The following is a 19,259-nucleotide window of genomic DNA, read 5'->3' on the forward strand; positions in this document are numbered from 1 at the left end:
CGTCATCGGCTGACGTCTCCACCACGACGCCGTGTTGGTTCAGTCGCATGGCATGACCATGTCGTTCGCCAGGAGGATCTGTGCTTTCCGCCTTCGTATCGGCCTTCCGGACTCCGGACTTACGGCGGAAGATTCTCTTCACGCTGGGGTTGATCGTGCTGTACCGGTTGGGTGCCGCGCTGCCGTCCCCCGGCGTCAACTATCAGAACGTCCAGGAATGCGTGAAGCTGGTCTCCGGTGGCGAATCCGCCGGTATCTACCAGCTCATCAATCTGTTCTCCGGTGGTGCGCTACTGCAGCTTTCGGTGTTCGCGATCGGCATCATGCCGTACATCACCGCGAGCATCATCATCCAGCTGCTGACCGTGGTCATCCCGCGCTTCGAGGAGTTGCGCAAGGAAGGCCAAGCAGGCCAGACCAAGATGACGCAGTACACCCGCTACCTCTCGATCGCCCTGGCGATCCTGCAGGCCACGGGTCTCGTCGCGCTCGCCGCTCGCGGTCAGCTGCTGCAGGGCTGCCAGGAAGACATCCTCGAGGACACCGGCATCTTCGGCATGATCGTCATCGTGCTGGTGATGACCGCCGGTGCGGCCCTGGTGATGTGGTTCGGCGAGCAGATCACCGAGCGCGGTGTCGGTAACGGCATGTCGCTGCTGATCTTCGCCGGTATCGCCGCGCGTATCCCGCTCGACGGCAAGGCCATCCTCGACACCCGTGGCGCCATGATCTTCAGCCTCGTGTGTGTGGGTGTGCTGCTGATCATCGTCGCGGTGGTCTTCGTCGAACAGGGTCAGCGCCGGATCCCGGTGCAGTACGCCAAGCGCGTCGTCGGTCGCAAGATGTACGGCGGCTCCTCGACCTATCTGCCGCTGAAGGTCAACCAGGCCGGTGTGATCCCGGTGATCTTCGCGTCTTCGCTGCTCTACCTGCCCAACCTGATTTCGCAGCTCACCTCGTCGAGCACCGCGACGGACCCGAGCTGGTGGCAGGAGATCATCCAGAAGTATCTGGTCGATCCGACCAACCCGGTCTACATCGCCGTCTACTTCGGTTTGATCGTGTTCTTCACCTACTTCTACGTCGCGATCACCTTCAACCCGGAGGAACGCGCGGACGAGATGAAGAAGTTCGGTGGCTTCATTCCGGGCTACCGCCCCGGTAAGCCGACCGCCGACTACCTCAATTATGTTCTGAGCCGCATCACCCTGCCCGGCTCGATCTACCTCGGCGCGGTCACCGTCCTGCCGAGTATCGCCCTCGGCAGCGGCAGCACGGGCCAGTCGGCGAACATGTCCTTCGGCGGTGCCGCGGTGCTCATCATGGTCAGCGTGGGTCTCGACACGGTCAAGCAGATCGAGAGCCAGCTGATGAATCGAAATTACGAAGGGTTCCTCAAGTGAGAGTTGTTCTGCTCGGTCCGCCGGGTGCCGGCAAAGGTACTCAGGCCGTCCTGCTGTCGGAAAAGCTGGGCGTTCCGCACATCTCCACCGGAGACCTCTTCCGCGCGAACATCAGCCAGCAGACCGCGCTCGGTCGCGAGGCGCAGAAGTACATGGACGCCGGTGACCTGGTCCCCAGCGATGTCACCAACCGCATGGTCGAAGCCCGCGTCGCCGAACCGGACGCCGCGAACGGTTTCGTCCTCGACGGTTATCCGCGCACGGTCGACCAGGCCGACGCGCTGAAGAAGATCCTCGAGCATCACGGCACCGCGCTCGACGCCGTGCTGTGCTTCGTGGTCGCCGAGGACACCGTGGTCGAGCGCATGCTCGCCCGTGGCCGCGCCGACGACACCGAGGACGTCATCCGCAACCGGCTGCGGGTCTACCGCGAGGAGACCGAGCCGCTGCTCGAGTACTACGACGGTCTGGTCGTGACCGTCGACGGTCTCGGCGAGGTCGACGACGTCAACGCGCGAGCGCTGAAGGCTCTCGGCCAGTAATGGCATTCGGTCGGAAGAAGAAGGTCGTGCCGTTCCGCACGGCGGGCGAGCTCGACGCCATGGCGGCGGCGGGCGCGATCGTCGGGCGGGCGCTGGTCGCCGTGCGCGACGCCGCCAAGCCCGGGGTGTCGACGCTCGAGCTCGACGAGGTCGCCGAGCAGGTGATCCGGGAGGCGGGCGCGGTTCCGTCGTTCAAGGGTTACCACGGCTTCCCCGGCTCGATCTGTTCTTCGGTCAACGACCGTGTGGTGCACGGGATCCCCTCGGCGAGTGAGATTCTCACCGAGGGCGATCTGGTGTCGATCGACTGCGGCGCCATCCTCGACGGCTGGCACGGTGATTCCGCCTGGACCTTCGGCGTCGGCAACATCATCGAAGCCGATCGCCTGCTCAGCGAGGCCACCAAGTGGTCGATGGAGGCGGGCATCGGCGCGATGGTGCCCGGCAACCGGCTCACCGATGTGTCGCACGCGATCGAGCTCGGCACCCGGGCCGCCGAAGAGGTGCACGGCCGCAAATACGGCATCGTCGACGGCTACGGTGGCCACGCCATCGGCCGCGAGATGCACATGGACCCCTTCCTCCCGAACGAGGGCGCCCCGGGCAAGGGCCCGCGCCTGGTCGTCGGATCGGTCCTGGCCATCGAGCCGATGCTCACCCTCGGCACCACCGAAACCACAACCCTCGACGACGACTGGACCGTGGTCACCACCGACGGTTCCCGCGCCGCCCACTGGGAACACAGCGTCGCCGTCACCGAGGACGGCCCACGTATCCTCACCCTGCGCCCGGAGTGACTTCGCGAAAGTCTTTCGCGACTTTTCGGTGAAGTAATGTTTCGAATCCGGCTCGGTGCCGGGGGAATCCTGTATCTCTGAGTAATGAGATCTGGGATCGCGCTGATCGCCGTCGTCGCCACCTGTGCGGCGACGGCGTCGCTCGTCGGTTGCGGTGAGCCGCCTGCCGAGTCGCGCTACACAGGATCGGGCAATACCTACGGTTCGGCGAATGCCGGTTTCGAGACCTGCATGGTGACCGATGCGGGCGGGGTGGACGACAAGTCGTTCAACGAATCCGGCTGGAACGGGGTGAAGGCGGCGATCGACGCCAACCCCGGTGTCTACGGTTCCTACCGGCAGTCCAACAGTTCCGCCGATTACGAACCCAACCTGCGGGCCTCGGCCGATGACGACTGCGATCTGGTGATCGGGGTCGGCGGCCTGATGGCCGAGGCGGTGGCGCAGGTGGCGGGGGAGTACCCGGATCAGCGGTTCGCTATCGTCGACGCGCACGTGGAGTTGGACAACGTCTATTCGATGGAGTTCAACGCCGCCCAATCCTCTTATCTCGCAGGCTATCTCGCGGCCGGGATGACCAAGACCGGCCGTGTCGCGACCTGGGGTGGCATGCAGATCCCCGCCGTGACGATCTTCATGGACGGTTTCGCGGCAGGCGTGGCCAGGTACAACCAGGTTCACGGAACGAGTACCGAGGTGCTCGGCTGGAATGTCGCCGATCAGAACGGTTCGTTCACCGGCAATTTCGACGACACAAGTGCCGGTCGCTCGCTGACCGAGAATTTCATCGCCCAGGGCGCCGACATCATTCATCCGGTGGCCGGTCCCGTCGGCATGGGCGGTGCGTCGGCGGTGCAGGATTCGCCGGGGGTGAGCATGATCTGGGTCGATTCCGACGGGTACGAAGCCGTGCCGGAATACAAGGACATCATGTTGTCGTCGTCGATGAAGGACATTTCCGCCGCGGTGCGCGTCGCAATCGACAACGCTTTCGCCGAGGGTCCGAAAGACGGCCGGTATGTCGGCACGCTCGGCAACGGTGGGGTCGGCCTCGCGCCGTTCCATGATTTCGACGGTGCCGTGCCCGAGCGGCTGAAACAGGAGCTCACGGCCCTGCGCACCGAGATCGTCGAAGGCCGGATCGTGATCGACTCACCCGCCGCCCCCAAGCTCTGAGGACAACGACATGCGACTCGAAGTACGGGGACTGACAAAAGCTTTCGGCGATTTCCTGGCCGACGAGAATGTCGACCTGGTGGTGGAACCCGGCCAGGTGCATGCGATTCTCGGTGAGAACGGCGCGGGCAAATCCACCCTGATGAATATGCTCTACGGCATTCTCGAACCGACCAGCGGCGAGATCCTCATCGACGGCGCACCCGTGCGGTTCCGTTCACCCAGCGACGCGATCGCCGCCGGAATCGGCATGGTGCATCAGCATTTCAAGCTGGTCGGCCCGTTCAGTGTGGCCGACAACGTGCAGCTGGGTCGCGAACACGCCAGGCGCGGGATTCTGGACCGGGCGGCGGCGCGTGACGCGGTGCGGGCGGTGTCGGATCGCTACGGTCTCGCCCTCGACCCGGACGCCATCTGCGAAGACCTGCCCGTGGGTGTGCAGCAGCGCGTGGAGATCGTCAAAGCGCTCTCCGGCGACACCGACCTGCTGATTCTCGACGAACCGACCGCCGTGCTCACCCCGCCGGAAGTAGCCGAGCTGCTCGGCATCATCCGCAATCTCACCGCCGCTGGCATGTCGGTGATCTTCATCAGCCACAAGCTCAAAGAGGTGAAGGCCATCGCCGACACCATCACAGTGCTGCGCCGGGGCAAGGTGGTGGCCCAGGCCTCGCCCGAGGACAGCGAGGCCGAGCTGGCGGCGGCGATGGTCGGGCGGTCGGTGATCCTGACCGTCGAGCGCACGCCCGCCGATCCTGGTGCGGTCGCCTTGGCGGTGCAGGATCTGACGGTGCTCGGCGAGCGGGGCACGGCGGTGCTCGATGGGCTGAACCTCACGGTGCGAGCCGGGGAGATCGTCGGGTTGGCCGGGGTGGAGGGCAACGGCCAGACCGAACTCGCCAGGGCCGTGCTCGGCACCGTTCGCCCGGACGGCGGGACGGTCGAGCTGGGCGGGGTGCCGGTGACCTCGTGGGATCCGTACCGGCGCATCGTCGCCGGGCTCGGCTACATCCCGGAGGACCGTGGTCGCGACGGGCTGGCGGCCGACTTCACCGTGGCCGAGAACCTCGTGCTCAACCAGTACCGCGACGCACCGCTGTCGCATCGCGGCGTGCTCGACAGCGACGCCGTGCGCACGCTGGCCGACAAGGCCATCGCCGACTTCGACATCCGCACGCGCGGCCCGGGTGAGCTCGTGTCGGCGCTCTCGGGTGGCAACCAGCAGAAGGTGGTGATCGCCCGCGAATTCTCCCGTCCCCGTGCGGTTCTCGTCGCCGCACAGCCCACCCGAGGGGTGGACGTGGGCGCTATCGAATTCATCCACAGCAGGCTCGTCGCCGAACGTGACTCGGGGACCGGGGTGCTGCTCATCTCCGCCGAACTGGACGAGATTCTCGCCCTGTCCGACCGGATCGCGGTGATCCACAACGGGCAGATCGTCGGCGAGGTCGGGCCGGACACCCCGCGCGAGATCATCGGTCAGCTGATGGCAGGCCACCGCCCCACCGAATCCGCCACCCCGAGCTGAACTGGCGCCGACATCCTCGAGGATTCCCATGCCGAGTACGACCACCGCGCCGGAGACCGAATCGCCCCGGCCCGAAAGACCAGGTTTCGGCCGCACCTTCACCCGGTACCTGACCGAAGCCAACAGCGTGATGGTGACCATCTATTCGCTGCTGCTCGCCTTCGCGATCGGCGCGCTGCTCATCATCGTTTCCGATCCGTCGGTGCGCCGGGCCTGGGGGTACTTCCTCAACCGGCCCTCCGACGCGCTGAGTTTCTCCTGGCAGGCGGTGAGCACGGCCTACCGTGACCTGTTCGAGGGCGCCATTCTCGACATCGGCCGCCTGCAGGAGTTCTTCGACGGCACGGCCACCCTCGCCCAGGTGCTGCGCCCGATCTCGGAGACGCTCACCTACGCCACCCCGCTGATCTTCACCGGACTCGCCGTGGGGCTGGCGTTCCGGGCCGGACTGTTCAATATCGGTGGGCACGGGCAGTTCATCTTCGGCATGCTCGGTGCGTTGATCGTCGGTTTCGCGATCGATCTGCCGCCGCTGCTGCATGTGCCGCTGGCGCTGGCCGCGGGTGCGCTCGCGGGTGGGCTCTTCGGCGCGGTTCCCGGTGTGCTGAAGGCGAAAACCGGTGCACACGAGGTTATCTCGTCGATCATGCTGAACAATATCGCCACCTATTTCCTGCTCTGGGCGCTGAGCACCACCTTCATCCACTCGCTGACCTCCCAGGAGCTGGTGTCCAAGCCGGTCGACATCTCGGCGCGGCTGCCCCGGCTCCTCGGCTGGGCGGGGTCGGGGCTGCGGGTGAGTGTCGGCCTGCTGATCGCGTTGGCGCTGGCGGCGGGGATCTGGTGGGTGCTGCGCAAGTCGACCTTCGGGTACCGGATTCGCGCGGTCGGGGCGAATCCGCACGCGGCGCAGACGGCGGGCATCGACATGGGTCGCACGTTCATCACCACGATGGGGGTGTCGGGAGCGCTCGCCGGGATCGGTGGTGGGGCGCTCGTGCTCGGGTTGAACCCGTACACGGTGAACCCCGGAACGGTTGCCGAGTTCGGCTTCGACGGGATCACTGTCGCCTTGCTCGGGCGGGCACATCCGGGTGGGATCGTCGCGGCGGCGCTGCTGTTCGGTGCGTTGAAGTCGGGCACGCTGCACATGCAGCCCGCCATCCCGGTGGAGATGTCGACGCTGCTGCAGGCGGTGATCGTGCTGTTCATCGCCGCGCCCGCCCTGGTGAAAACCCTGCTGCACCTGCGCACCCCGCGCGGTGGGCTCAACACGCTGGAAGCGAGGGGCTGGTGAGTACCGCTGTCGCCGAATCGAAACCGGTCGTCGTGACCGAGACCGTGCGTCACCCGGTGGGTGGGGCGATGCTCGTCGTCCTCGGGGCGCTGCTCGCCGTCGCGGCGTTGCTGTGGATGCCCGACGGGCGGGCCACCACATTCCGTCTGGATCAGACCGTCGAAAGCAGCTGGACCGTCAGTACTTTCGGCATCGTTGTGACGCTTGCGGTGTTCACCGTGCTGCTCGGGGCGCTGTTGCTCGCGCGGGCGGTGAGTGCGCGCACGCACGGGGTGATCGTCGGGGTGGCGGCGACCGCGCTGGTGGTCGCGGTGCTGTCCTGGGTGGTGACGCCCGGCGTCGGGTTCCCGGTGGAGTTCGTGCTGGCCACCACGCTGTTCCTGGCCTTGCCGTTCATCTTCGGCGCCCTGTCCGGGGTGGTGTGTGAGCGGTCCGGTGTCATCAACCTCGGCATCGAAGGACAGTTCCTGGCGGGCGCCTTCACCGCAGTGCTGTTCGCCTCGATCACCGGCAATCCCTATGTCGGCATCCTCGCGGCGGTGCTCAGCGGCATGGTCTCCACGCTGTTGCTGGCCTGGCTGGCCACCCGCTTCGAGGTGAACCAGCTGGTCACCGGTGTGATCCTGAACCTGCTCGCGCTCGGTCTCACCGGGTTTCTGTTCGAGCGGCTCATGCGCATGGACCATTCGCTCAACCAGCCGAGCACGGTGCCGCGCATCGGTGGATTCCTGCACGACATCGGCCTCGGTTTCCTCACCGAGATCCCGATCCTCGGACCGGTCCTCTTCGACCAGAACCTCTTCGTCTACGTGGCGCTGGCCTGCGTGTTCGGGCTGTCCTACCTGCTGTTCCACACCAGGTGGGGGCTGCGGACCCGTGCCGTCGGCGAGCACCCGGCGGCCGCCGACGCCGCCGGTATCGACGTGAACCGGCTGCGGTTCTGGAACGTCACCTGTGCGGGTGCGCTGTCAGGTTTCGGCGGCGCGTTCTTCACCATCGCCAACAATGTGGCCTTCAGCAAGAACATGACCGCGGCCCTCGGCTTCGTCGCGCTCGCGGTAATGATCGTCGGCCGCTGGAACCCCGTCGGCGCCCTCCTGGCGGCCCTGCTCTTCGGCTTCTCCAGCGCCCTGCAACGGTTCCTCAACACCATGCCCGGCAACCCGATCCCCACCGAATTCCTCGGCATGCTGCCCTACGTGGTGACTCTCGTGGTCGTCGCCGGCTTCATCGGCAAAGCCGTCGCCCCCGCCGCCGACGGCATCCCGTACCGGCCGGGAGACAATTAGCCCTCGAGCAGGACGGTAACCGGCCCGTCGTTGGTGAGGTCGACGTGCATGTGGGCGCCGAACTTGCCGGTCGCGACGGTGGCGCCCAGGTCACGCAGGGCGTCGGCGAAGGTGTCGACCAGGGGTTCGGCGACCGGGCCGGGGGCGGCGGCGTTCCAGGAGGGGCGGCGGCCCTTGGCGGTGTTGGCGTAGAGGGTGAACTGGCTGACGACGAGGATGGGGGCGTTCAGGTCGGCCGCCGAACGCTCGCCGTCGAGGATGCGGAGGCGGAAGGTCTTGTCGGCCAGTGTCTTCGCTACGTCCTCGGTGTCGGTGTGGGTGACACCGACCAGGGCGAGCAGGCCGTGTGGCGCGCCGGCGGCGGCCGGGTCGATCCGGCCGACAACCTGATCGTCAACAGTCACCTGGGCGCTGGACACACGCTGCAGCAATACTCGCACATTTATCGATCATGCCGGGGTGACTCGAATCGAGGTTATCCGGGGTTTGTTCATCGAACTATCGGAATGAAAGTTGCTTATTTGCAGCAGGTTTCATCATGCCGCAGAGAAGGCGCATCGTGCCGCTCTGCGGTATGTTCCCAATAGCCTGCCGCTACGGCGGGTCTGAGGCTGCCGATCGTGTGAAGGTCGGGGCCGGTAGATGGGGAACAGCGGGGGAATGCGCGGTACAGCAATACTTTCGGGGATCGTCGCTGCGGTGATGCTGGTGGGGACCGGGTGTTCGGACGATCCTGCGGGGGACACGCCACCTGAACCTGTTGTCGACCTCGCGAAGCTGGATGTCGGTCCGTATCCGAAGGTCGAACGGCCCGTCACTACGACGCCTTCGTGGGCGTTGGCGCGGTATTTCGAAGGTGTGCGGCTCAGTTCTGTAGTGCCGTTGCCGGTCGAGATCGATCCGCAATTCGTCGTGCCGCAAGCGGGGAATTTGAACCCCGCTTTCCCTCGGCCGGGCGAGGATCTGACAAAGCGTTTCGACGCCACGTTCGACGAGGACACGAAAGGCCTGATCGCCGGCTTCGGTACCGCTGCCAGGTCCCACGAGGACCTGAACATCTCGCAGGGCATCGCGATTCAAGCACTGTTGTTCGACTCGGTCGGCGCGGCACAATCCGCGGCCGCCGCGCTCCACCGCCGAGGCTTCGGTCCCGATGCGACAGTGGAGCCGATCAAGTCGGCCCGCCACTCCGACGCGCTCCTGTGGTGGCGACCCGATCAGCAACGCGTCACGGGTTGGATGGCTACGGGACGGTTCGTCATCAGGGTGGGTTCGTGGAGCGATGAGAACAAGGAACTCGAGATCTCGGATCTCTCGGCGGTGCTCCCGCTGGCGGACAAGGCGTTGACGATCACCGCGGAGCGGCTCCAAGCACACACCCCCACGCCGGTGGATCGACTGCAGTCGATAGCGATCGACCCCGACAACATGTTGGTTCGCACGTTGTCGCTCGGCCTGGAAAACGGCACCGACCCGGCATATCCCATGGTCCGTGACGCACGGGCGGCGCTGCACGGTGCCAGGGATTTCGCCGACATGCGCAGGATGAACGAGCAGGCGGGGGTGGACAGGGTGTCGGAGGACAAGGCCACGGTGTACCGCACCAGGGATGTGGCGAGCGCCCGATGGTTTCTCGCCGAGGTGGGCCACGACAAGTTCCTGCGTCCGGTGGAAGACCCGGTCGGGCTTGCCGCCGCCAACTGCTATGAGTACATCGGACCGGCCGTCGTTTCGCGATATTTCTGCGCAGTGAGTCACGACCGGTACGTGGCGGTGGTTTCATCGGAGCAGCTTCCTGATGCGCGACAGTCGATTTCGGCTCAGTACGTGATTCTGGTGAATGCCGGATGAGCGGGCGTCGCACACGAATCCTCGGTGGTTGCGCGGTGGTGCTGCTCGTTGTCGCGCTCGCTGTCACCGGACGTGGTGAAACGGTACGGGGGCATGTGCACCCTGGTGAGGTGGATGTCAGGACACTCGAGGTCGGCAAGTATCCCGTGTTGCCGTTGGAATTCCGGCAGGACGTCTACTACCACCATTACGAAAACGGGGAAGCGATCGCGACCGCGCGTCTGGCGGCTGCCGTCGCTCTGGGGACCGATGTCGATGCGGGCCTTCGCTACCGTGTTGCCAGAGCCACGATCGCAGGTGGAAAGGGGCTCGGCGGGGTATTTGCCGACGCTACGCAAGCGGTCGCCGACAAGCACGGTCTGATGTTCGGGTTCTCCGCGCGGAGTCGCACCACGCCGAAACGGGAATTCACCTATCTCACAGAAGAACTGGACGCCGAGCCCGACGACGCCGAGACCACTGCCCTCGGGATCACGGTGTTGCAGTTCGCCGATCAGGTGGGCGCACAGGCCGCGGCGGGCGAGTTCGATCAGATCGACTTTCAGCTCGCCTCCGACCTGAATGCACCGGTCTCCTTGGACAAATACCCGAGCGCCCACGGGCATTGGCGGCCCGGTGTGCGGTCGATGGTCGCGACGATTGCCCGCGGTCAGTATGTCGTCCATGTCTACGCGGTCACCCCGAAGGCCGACCTTGTGGCGTTGCGCGCGTTGACCGAGCGGGCATTCGACGTGCAACTTCCGCTGCTGGATGCCTTGCCGCCGCTGTCGAAACGCGACGTGCTGCGCTTGGACAAGGATCCCGACGGCGTGATTCGTCGAATTCTCGACCCGAGCAAGATCTTTCCCGCGAGTCCGTTCTTCCAGGCGGACCTTGTGAACGCCGTCATGGAGCCGCGGGCATTTCTGCAGATCACCGAGGATCGACAGGAATGGAAACGTGTGCTCGATCTCGGCGGCGTCGACCGGATCGGGATGATCAACGATGGTGCGCTGCTGCTGCGGGCCCGCGACGCACGTGCTGCCGAGCAGATGTGGCAGGCGCGCAAGGATCTGCCGACGACCACACCATTGGCGGGCCCGCCGGGTCTGCCGGACACCTACTGTTTCGACAATCCCGAGAAGTACTCACCGGCGGAACCGTATGTATCGAGTGCGCGGAAGTACCTGTGCGTGTTGCGCTACGACCGCTACGTCGCGGTGGTAATGAGCAATCAGATACCCGATGTGCATCAGCGGGCGTCGGCGCAATACGCCTTGCTCGCCAATAGTGCGTATTTGTAGGGGATCTCGATGACTCTGCGACCAGGTACGGTGATCGGCGGGTATCGGATCGAGCGTGTGCTCGGTACCGGCGGAATGGGTTCGGTCTATCTCGCCGCGCACCCGAGCCTGCCCCGGCGCAACGCGCTCAAAGTGCTCAACCCCGAGCTGACCCGTGATGTCGAGTTCCGCGCACGGTTCCAACGTGAGGCCGAGCTCGCATCGAGCCTGGACCATCCCAACATCGTCGCCGTCAACGATCGGGGTGAGGCCGGTGGCTACCTGTGGATCGCGATGCAGTACGTCGACGGCACCGATGTGGCGGCCGAATTGGCGAGGGCACCGAGGTCGATGACGCCGGCGCGGGCGTTGCGCATCATCGCCGAGGTCGGTAAGGCCCTCGACCACGCGCACCGCCGCGGTCTGCTTCATCGTGACGTCAAACCCGCCAATTTCATGCTCTCGTCCACCTCGGACGGTGAGGAACGGGTGCTGCTCACCGATTTCGGGGTGGCCAAGTCGCTGGCGGACAAGAGCGAGATCACGGCGGCGGGGGCGATTCTGGCGACGATCGCCTACGCGGCGCCGGAGCAGTTGCTCGGTGGTCAGCTCGACCACCGGACCGACATCTACGGTCTGGGTTGTGCTTTGTACAAGCTGCTGACCGGGGCGAATCCGTTTCCCGCCGAACAGCCCGCCGTTGTCATGGCCGGGCATCTCTACGAGCCGCCTCCGCGCCCGAGCGCGATGAATCCGCAGTTGCCGCAGGCTCTCGACGACGTGATCGCTGTCGCGATGGCCAAGGATCCGGGGCATCGGTTCAACAGCTGTCGGGAGTTGAGCGAGGCGGCGCACCGGGCGTTGAACAGCGGGGCGCGGCCCACGCACGTGCCGAGCCCGGTGCAGGTGCCGAGCGTGTCCCAGGTGCCGACCCGGAGACGTACGGGACTGGGCAGACGGGTTCTGCCTGCAGTCGGTGTGGTCGGTGCGCTAGTCATCGGCGCGGGCGCGCTGGCACTTCGGCCCGACGCCGACGTTCCGGCCGCGACGGCAACAGGCGTCACGTCGCCGGTGGTTCCGGTGGCGATGTCGGCGGCACAGGTCCGCACCGACAATCCGCAGTTCGCGGGAAAAACGATCGGGATCGTCGATGTCACGGCGGTCGCCGCTACGGAAGCCAGTGGGTACAGCAAGTCGTCCAACGCGATTCACTTGACGCACTCACCGCAGGCGGCGCTACTGGAGTCGATCGGATTCAGCTATTTCAGCGGGTTCGCGGGCAAGGTCGGGGAAACGTCGCCCCGGACCCTCGACAATCTCGACCGGCACACGTTGTTCAGTCCCGACTTCGCCGCGGACTACCTGCTGGTTGTCCGTAGCGACCCCGGCTCCGGGGCGGGGTCACTACTCGGACTCGACCGCAAGATCACCGGTGTCCGTGCGCTGATAATCGTCATCGACGACCCGAAAGACGTCGCTGCCCTGCGGAACTACAGTCCCGGAAAGGATCAGCAGGCGCTGGAGTCGCTGGTCCCGATATTGCGCCGCCACATCACCTGACCCGGAATCAGTCCTTGCCGAAGAACAGGATGTCGGGGCCGTAGTCGGTGAGGGGGCCTTTTTCGGCGGCTTGGCGGATGCCGCTGCCGGGGAGTTCGGTGACCTTGGCGAACATCGCCGCGTTGCCGAAGGCCGCGCGGACCTGGGTTTCGGAAGCGTAGTCGGCGCCGTAGTCGGCGAGGGTGGCGAAGTCGAGGGGGGCCAGGGGAGTGTCGAGGGGGGCTTGGCCCGCGGGGCGGCCGAGGGCGGCGTACTGGGTGGCCACGCCGTTGTCGTAGAGGCACAGCTCGTAGGAGATGTTCTCGATGGTGGCGACGGTCAGCACCGGCCACTTCGCCGACAAGGCGACGGCCAAGGGGTGTTTGCCGAGTGCGCCGATCTCCCAGTTCAGGCTCTTCACCGAAACCCAGCTACCCGAGGCTTTCTCGACGAGCACCACATCGGCGCCGAGTTCGGTGTCCGGGTTCACCTTCGGTTCCTTGACGCCCCAATGCCGTTCGTGCACACCGGCGAAACGACCCGCGTCGACTGGAGTGGCGCCGTGCGCGGCGAAGGCGGCGGTGACAGCGGCACGAACCTGCTCCAGCGCGTCGGGCGCCGAACAGCGCACCGCGATCGCACCGTAGGTCGCGGTGATTTCCACGGGCCGCGACGGCGGTTCCGGCATGGCACCGGCGGCCAGCGGCTTGAGGCCGACAAGAGCGAGGCGCCAGTTGATTTCGTCGATGGTCGCCAGGTCGCCACCCGACTGGTACAGGATCTGCTGCTGGGTCAAGCGCCCCGCGCGTTCGAGCGTCGGCGCACCGAGTTTGTGCAGTGCCTGGGTGGTCTTCAGGGTGAGATCGAGGTCCTCGATCCGGGTTTCGCGCAGCTGGGCCGTGCTCGCCGAGGACGTGACCTCCGAGTACAGCGCGCGGTAGCTCGCGATGGCCTGCTTGCGGGAGCGCCCGACCATCAGCGTCCGCAACAGCGTGCTCAGGCTGGCCAGATACTTACCCGGCTGCTCCGGCGCCCGCGCGTACATCGCCGCCCGGATCCGCACCGCCGACTCCGTGGCCGCGACCGCCGCCTCGTGATCGAGCCGCATCAACCACACGCCACACTTGGACAGTCCGTCGGCGCACATCGCCTGCACGTCCGGATAGTCCTGTGCCACTTGGCGATACGCCGAACACGCACTGCGAATGGTGTTGGTGGCGAGCTGACGGTGCCCCACCAGCCGCGTCGCCTGCTCGAACAGGCGAAGTGCGTCCTGCAACGCACCCGCGTACTCGTAGGAGACATACCCCTCGACGAGCCAGTGCAGCCGGATCGCCACCGCCTCCTGCGCGGGCTCGAGTGCCTCGGCGGTGCGGTCGCGACCCGACGGGTCGTCGCGGGTGGCGAGCAAGCCCTGGGCCAGTTCGGTGAGCGAACCGGCCAGCCGGAGGTAGTCCTCGGGTTGCTGGCTACGGGTGTTGGCGCGATCGGCTGCAACGCGCCGTTCGAGGCCGCTCAGGTCGGTCATGAGCGGTTCCGTCGCGACGTCAATCTGGCCCCATCAATCGTTCGAGCGTGGCCGTCGAGCGGCCTGCGGTGCGTTTCGATCGAGTCTGTCACACAACGGTGACCTTCGTCGTGGGTGCACGCAGATCTGCCCGTCGGCCTCGGGTTTCGTGGTGGTGTATCACCGAGCCGCGCGGAAACAAGGTGACAGGGGTGAGAATTCGTGGTAGCCGGAAGATGTTGGGGCTGGGCAGATTCCATTGCGATGGCTAAGCTTCGTCAGGTTCGGTTCGAGAGGGACGGGCCGTCGGCGAGGGTGCATCGAGGAGCTGGGCGTGGGAGAGAAGACTCCGTGGGATGGGGCCGCGGGTAAGGCGAGCATCCGGATCGAGACCGGTGCCGCCCTGCAGGCCGCCAATGCCTGCCGCGATGTGGTCGCCGTGCTGAAGGGCTGTCAGGAGCTGCTGAAGCCCGGCGCGCTCAACAACTACAGCGTCGACGCGATCGGCGGCGATCAGGTGCACGCGGGGCCGCTGCGCACCAAGTTCATCGACGAGACCCGGCAGGCCTTCGACTCGGTCGACCGCTTCATCGATTCGCTGCACGACATGGGCGACATGTTCAAGGCCGCGGGCGAGACCTACACCGGCAACGATTCGCTCTCGGCCAGTGAACTCGCGGCGTTGAAGGACAAGAAGACCGAACTCGGTCAGGTGTCGACCTCCCCGCCCGCGGTGAACATGAAGGATCTCGCCGCGAAGGCACCCCGCTACCTGCCACCGGACTACGAGACCCCGGGCGGCAACTACACGGTGCACAACGACGACATCGACGTGGCCAAGAAGCCGGGCTCCAACCCGCCGCTGGCCAAGGCCGAGGGCGACGATGTCTTCAAGTTCCACGCGCGCGAACCCGCGAGCATGTCGTGGACCGATCTGCAGGACCTCGGCAGGCGGATCCAGTGGTCCCAGGTCGCGGCCGAGGTGCCGACCTGGAAGGTGCTGGCCGGCGAGGTGGACAAGGTCGGCACGACGTTCCAGACCGCGGTGCGCACGATCACCACGACCAACTGGGAGAGCAAGGGCGGTGAGGCCGCCTTCACCGCCGTGCAGGAATTCGTTCGTTCGCTCGGGTCGCTGCGTGACGGGTTCCTGATGATGCACTCGGCTGTGCAGTACACCGCCGACTTCCTGCACGCCACCGCGGCGTCGATGCCGCCGCCCGCCAACGGCGAAACCTGTGACGACGTCGGCGAGGTCCAAGAGCTGTATCGCAAGCACTACTACGTGGGTTTCGACTCGGTGCAGAGCATGTTCCCGATGGCCGCGCAGCCGGCGGCGCCGAAGGGGGAACTCGGTCCGCCGCCGCCTCCTCCGGAGAAGAAAGACACGGACAAGAACGGCGAGGGCAACAACGGCGCCGGAAACAACGGCGCGGGCAACAACGGTGCGGGCAACAACGGTGCGGGCAACAATGGCGCCGGGAACAGTGGTGCCGGAAACAGCGGCGCGGGCAACAGCGGAGCTGGCAACAGCGGCGCGGGCAATCAAAGTGCCGCCGAACAACAACAGCGCCAGGCCCTCGACGCCCTGAAAGAGCAGCGCGCGGAATTGCTCGCGCAGCAGAACGGGCAGAACGCGCAGGGACAGGACCGCTCCGGTAATCAGAACGGCACGGGCAAGAACACCGGTGCGGGCGGGTCGGGTTCGGGTAGCTCCGGCAGCACCACCGGCGCGACGGGCGCCGGCTCGGACATGTCCTCGATGATCTCGGCGATCTCCGGGATCGTCTCCTCGATGACGCAGGCGCTGCCGTCGCTGATCCAGGCGCTGTCCAGCATCGACCTGAGCTCGGCCACACCCGATCTGAGCCCGCTGACCCAAGCCCTGACACAGGTCCCCGACATCCGCACGGCGATCTCGGAGTCGCCCGAATTCGCGGCGCTGATGTCGCAGAACCCGGAATTGGCGGAGGCCGCCCGCGCGATCGGGCTGACGGTCGACCCTGCGATCGCCGTCGCGACGCCTGCGGCCGGGCTCGCGTCGACCGAACCGGTGACCGAATCCGTCGGCGCCGCCGAGGCTTTCCCGCGCGCGTCGCTGCCCGACTTCAGCAATCTCGGGTCGCTCACCGACATCATCACGCCGATCGTGGCCGCGAGCTCGGAGGTCGTCACGCCCGTGGTCACGGAAATCGTCGAGGAGACTGTCGCCGCCGAGGGAAACGCTGACCGGGAGAACGCCTCAGTGGAGCACCTGTCGTGACGCGCACCTGGGAATTCACCGACACCGAGTTCTATGTGCTGTGGCAGCGGCTGGTCCGCACGGCGATGCCGCGACCGCTCACCTTCGTGACCGAGGTCGAGGACTCGAACGAATTCGAGCAGCGCAAACACGAGGCATGGCAACGGTTGCCCGACATGCTCGACGGTGAATTGCACACCGCGATCGATGTGCTCGCGAAGCCGCAGGTGTATGTGCGTCTGCGCGGGTGGAACGACCGTGCCTCGCTGGACCCGAAGTACATGATCAAGGCGCGCGCCGCCCGCTCGGGGGCGCGCGGTTACCTGGTCTATCAGAAGCCGGGAATCACCTCCTGGCACAGCTCGGGGTACACCTTGGTCGAGTGCGGTCCGCACGGGCTGACCGAGGCGATCCTCGAACGCATGCCCGCGCTCGACGCGGGCAAGTCGGGGATCATCCCCCTGGTCGGCGGGCAGGTCGAACAGCCCGACTTCGAGCCGCGCTCGTCGCTGATCTTCGACGAAGCCGACACCGGGCTCGCCACCCGCAGCGCCGCCTTCTTCGAGACCGAGGCCGAACGGACCGGGTTGATCGAAATCCTGCAGAACCAGTCGATATTCGGTTCCCGCGGCATGGAGCGCGACATCCTGCTGTGGCGTGACCTGCCCGACGACGGTCGCTACGTGATCGAACTGCCGCGCGAGAACCCCACCGCCACACCGATGACGCGCGCCGACCTCGCCGACAAGATCGACCGCTCGATCGACCGTTTGCTGGCACGGGTGGAATCGCATTGGGAAGCCAGCGCCTAGCTGTTGCGCACGTGCGGCGGCTGTGATGTGCTCGAAGTAACCTCGTGAAGGGACCGCAGCGATGGGTAAGTTCGAATACGACGCGGACAATTTCCGTGCCGCCGCCAACAAATCACGCAGTGTCCGTGACCAGGTCACCGACATCCTCACCACGTTGAACAGCTCCCTCAACGCCCGCGGAAACGCCTGGGGCAGCGACAAACTCGGCGACAGTTTCTACAACGGCCCCGGTGGCGACGACGGCTACGGCTCCTCCCGTACCAACGTCACCACGAACGTCGAAACCTTGGCCACGTCGATGAACGACTTCGCCGACGGCCAGACCGAGAGCGCCGCCTACATCGACAAGATGGAACAGGGCAACCGCGACGGGCTGAAGTAGTAGCTGCCGCTGTAGAGCCGCACCGAGCCGTCAGGGCATGGGCAGGCGGGGGAGGTCGAGCGTTGTCAGGCTGAGGGGGAGATGGGTGGGGACTTCCAGCCAGGCGTCGTAGGCGAGCCCGGTGGGGGTCGGGATGCCGTAGCCGTCCCGTAGGCCGACGACGGTGAGTTCGGCGGCGCGGCGACGGTCCGCCTCGGTGACCGGGGTGGGGAAGTCGACCCACCACAGGTGGCCGTTGTCGACATCGGGCCGATGCCACCCGGCGTCGGTGAGGGCCTGGTATCCGGCGGGGCTCGGACGCCGATCCGGGTCGAGGTATTTGTCGCCGATCAATTGAGCCGACAGGACCTCGGCGTCGCGCGCGAACTGCACGAACCTGCGGGTGCGGGCCGGTTCGGGTTCGAAGACGATCACCCGCGCGCCGAGCGGGAGTTCGCGGAGCTCTGCGGTCAGATGTTCGGCGAAGGTCGACCAGTTGTTCACAGCTGTCCCTGTTGCGAGAGTCGGCCCGCTTCGTCGAAGAGGTCGAGCCAGTCGTTGGTGGCCAGTGTCAGGGTGAGGGAACTGGGAAGTTCTTCGAGGATCAGAGTCGAATTCGTTCCGCTCCAGCGGGATTGACGGTTTTCATCGGCGATCTCGGCGGACGGGGCGCCCAGATCGGCTGCCAGGCGCGCGGCCATGGTGGTGTAGGTCTGCTGGACGAGGGCGCGGGTTTCGCCGGTGTCTGGTCCGATGGTGCTGAGGTTGACCTGGACGCGTTCGACCTCGCCGTCGTCGGCGAAGACCTTGCCGCTGGCCAGGCCGAACCCGGTGTCGAGCATTACCCAGTCCTCCGAGGTGGACACCACCCGCCAGCCGAATCGTTCGGCGATGTCCGGTATTTCGTCGAGCTGCCAGGACCAGTCGAGCGTACGCAGGCGAGTGCCCAGGTCGGCGACCTCGTCGGGGGTCCGGGTTCGGAAGTCCGTCAACGGTTTCTCCTCAGAAGTAGGCCAGGAATGCCGCGTCGAATTCGGGGTCACGGGTGTCGAATTGCCGCGGGACGTAGTCCAGGGAGCGCACGTGTTCGAGGAACTCGGCGGGCAGGGTGATGGACTGTTCGGCGAGGTATTTCAGGGAGTCCTCGCGCCAGATCCAGACGCCGTCGGAGTAGAGGGAGGGGCCGCCCTCGATGTCGGCGCCCTCGGTGAACAGGTCGGGCGCCTCACCCATGACGTCGAGGATGGCGCGGGCCTTTCGCATGTAGTTCAGGATCTGCTCGCGGTCGTCCTCGACGGCGCCAGTGGGAGCGTCGTGCACCGAGGGCAGCTCGTCGTGCGTGCCCTCGTACATTTCCCGGTACATGGCCACCGGCTTCAATTCCATTGCGTGCGTCCCGTTCTGGTCGGAGTATGCGGGTTCGCCGTCCGCCCGCGGTCGCCCGGCCGCGCCGCGTTTCGGCGAGTCGCCGCTCTCGATCCTTCGCGCGCGGTGCCTGGTCGTCAAGTTCGACGCCGGTGGGGCGGTTGGCGGACGGCCCGCGTTCACTCGTCGGTCACCGCCGGTTCGCCGATCCCTGTCACTGTTGTTGCGGAGGCGAACGAGTTGTGGTGTGCTCGAAAGGCGGCACGGCTGGGAGGATGAGGGGCGATG

General features: G+C 66.2%; 18 protein-coding genes. 13 read left to right on the forward strand and 5 right to left on the reverse strand.

All coding sequences use genetic code 11. The features are described 5' to 3' along the window. The first annotated feature begins 80 nt into the window (after positions 1–80). The 7 genes from secY to NCO8_RS18235 all read left to right on the forward strand — a co-directional run bounded on the left by secY (position 81) and on the right by NCO8_RS18235 (position 8,032). Positions 81–1,403, forward strand: coding sequence for a preprotein translocase subunit SecY (gene secY / locus NCO8_RS18205; RefSeq protein WP_067491066.1), 1,323 nt, complete (start codon positions 81–83; stop codon positions 1,401–1,403). Further along, positions 1,400–1,945, forward strand: a complete 546-nt coding sequence (locus tag NCO8_RS18210) for an adenylate kinase (protein ID WP_067491064.1) — start codon at positions 1,400–1,402, stop codon at positions 1,943–1,945. The genes secY and NCO8_RS18210 overlap by 4 nt, the downstream gene beginning before the upstream one ends. Continuing rightward, complete coding sequence (gene map, locus NCO8_RS18215; protein ID WP_067491062.1) at positions 1,945–2,742, forward strand: type I methionyl aminopeptidase; 798 nt, start codon at positions 1,945–1,947, stop codon at positions 2,740–2,742. Before NCO8_RS18210 ends, map begins: the two co-directional genes overlap by 1 nt. 84 nt (positions 2,743–2,826) lie before the next feature. Next, positions 2,827–3,918, forward strand: coding sequence for a BMP family lipoprotein (locus NCO8_RS18220; RefSeq protein WP_067641125.1), 1,092 nt, complete (start codon positions 2,827–2,829; stop codon positions 3,916–3,918). 10 nt (positions 3,919–3,928) lie between these two features. Next, complete coding sequence (locus NCO8_RS18225; RefSeq protein ID WP_067641127.1) at positions 3,929–5,446, forward strand: ABC transporter ATP-binding protein; 1,518 nt, start codon at positions 3,929–3,931, stop codon at positions 5,444–5,446. 28 nt (positions 5,447–5,474) lie between these two features. After that, entirely contained in the window at positions 5,475–6,743 is a 1,269-nt protein-coding gene (locus NCO8_RS18230; RefSeq protein WP_067641128.1) for an ABC transporter permease, read from the forward strand. Beyond that, positions 6,740–8,032 (forward strand): ABC transporter permease, encoded by a 1,293-nt coding sequence (locus NCO8_RS18235; protein ID WP_067641130.1) that lies wholly within the window; start codon positions 6,740–6,742, stop codon positions 8,030–8,032. Before NCO8_RS18230 ends, NCO8_RS18235 begins: the two co-directional genes overlap by 4 nt. Here the strand turns inward: NCO8_RS18235 and dtd are convergent. Then, positions 8,029–8,472, reverse strand: a complete 444-nt coding sequence (gene dtd, locus NCO8_RS18240) for a D-aminoacyl-tRNA deacylase (RefSeq protein ID WP_067641132.1) — start codon at positions 8,470–8,472, stop codon at positions 8,029–8,031. The genes NCO8_RS18235 and dtd overlap by 4 nt on opposite strands. A 262-nt stretch (positions 8,473–8,734) precedes the next feature. On the opposite strand from dtd, the gene NCO8_RS18245 reads away from it, so the two are divergent. Genes NCO8_RS18245 through NCO8_RS18255 form a run of 3 tightly spaced genes read left to right on the forward strand, consistent with a single transcriptional unit; the run spans position 8,735 to position 12,705 of the window. Beyond that, entirely contained in the window at positions 8,735–9,883 is a 1,149-nt protein-coding gene (locus NCO8_RS18245; protein ID WP_439951684.1) for a DUF7373 family lipoprotein, read from the forward strand. Then, the gene (locus NCO8_RS18250) at positions 9,880–11,166 is read left to right on the forward strand and encodes a DUF7373 family lipoprotein (RefSeq protein ID WP_067641136.1); all 1,287 of its coding nucleotides are present in this window, start codon (positions 9,880–9,882) and stop codon (positions 11,164–11,166) included. The genes NCO8_RS18245 and NCO8_RS18250 overlap by 4 nt, the downstream gene beginning before the upstream one ends. Positions 11,167–11,175: 9 nt before the next feature. Continuing rightward, positions 11,176–12,705 (forward strand): serine/threonine-protein kinase, encoded by a 1,530-nt coding sequence (locus NCO8_RS18255; RefSeq protein WP_067641138.1) that lies wholly within the window; start codon positions 11,176–11,178, stop codon positions 12,703–12,705. Between the two features lie 7 nt (positions 12,706–12,712). On the opposite strand, the gene NCO8_RS18260 is transcribed toward NCO8_RS18255, so the two are convergent. After that, positions 12,713–14,212, reverse strand: a complete 1,500-nt coding sequence (locus tag NCO8_RS18260; protein ID WP_067641140.1) for a hypothetical protein — start codon at positions 14,210–14,212, stop codon at positions 12,713–12,715. Positions 14,213–14,525: 313 nt separating this feature from the next. Between NCO8_RS18260 and NCO8_RS18265 the strand changes: the two genes are divergently transcribed. From NCO8_RS18265 to NCO8_RS18275, 3 genes are all read left to right on the forward strand, one after another. Next, a complete protein-coding gene (locus NCO8_RS18265; protein ID WP_067641142.1) occupies positions 14,526–16,454 on the forward strand; it encodes a hypothetical protein in 1,929 nt (642 codons plus the stop codon). Further along, the gene (locus NCO8_RS18270; protein WP_067641144.1) at positions 16,451–17,245 is read left to right on the forward strand and encodes an ESX secretion-associated protein EspG; all 795 of its coding nucleotides are present in this window, start codon (positions 16,451–16,453) and stop codon (positions 17,243–17,245) included. The genes NCO8_RS18265 and NCO8_RS18270 overlap by 4 nt, the downstream gene beginning before the upstream one ends. Positions 17,246–17,306: 61 nt before the next feature. Next, the gene (locus tag NCO8_RS18275; protein WP_067641146.1) at positions 17,307–17,627 is read left to right on the forward strand and encodes a hypothetical protein; all 321 of its coding nucleotides are present in this window, start codon (positions 17,307–17,309) and stop codon (positions 17,625–17,627) included. 30 nt (positions 17,628–17,657) lie between these two features. Here NCO8_RS18275 and NCO8_RS18280 read toward each other — a convergent pair whose 3' ends face one another. The 3 genes from NCO8_RS18280 to NCO8_RS18290 are packed head-to-tail and all read right to left on the reverse strand — an operon-like array spanning position 17,658 to position 18,992. After that, positions 17,658–18,110, reverse strand: a complete 453-nt coding sequence (locus NCO8_RS18280; RefSeq protein WP_067641147.1) for a TY-Chap domain-containing protein — start codon at positions 18,108–18,110, stop codon at positions 17,658–17,660. Beyond that, positions 18,107–18,598, reverse strand: a complete 492-nt coding sequence (locus NCO8_RS18285) for a DUF6301 family protein (RefSeq protein WP_067641149.1) — start codon at positions 18,596–18,598, stop codon at positions 18,107–18,109. The genes NCO8_RS18280 and NCO8_RS18285 overlap by 4 nt, the downstream gene beginning before the upstream one ends. A gap of 10 nt (positions 18,599–18,608) precedes the next feature. Continuing rightward, complete coding sequence (locus tag NCO8_RS18290; protein ID WP_067641152.1) at positions 18,609–18,992, reverse strand: hypothetical protein; 384 nt, start codon at positions 18,990–18,992, stop codon at positions 18,609–18,611. Positions 18,993–19,259 lie beyond the last annotated feature (267 nt).

Origin of the sequence: Nocardia coubleae NBRC 108252 (assembly GCF_001612805.1) — a bacterium.
Classification (GTDB): domain Bacteria; phylum Actinomycetota; class Actinomycetes; order Mycobacteriales; family Mycobacteriaceae; genus Nocardia; species Nocardia coubleae.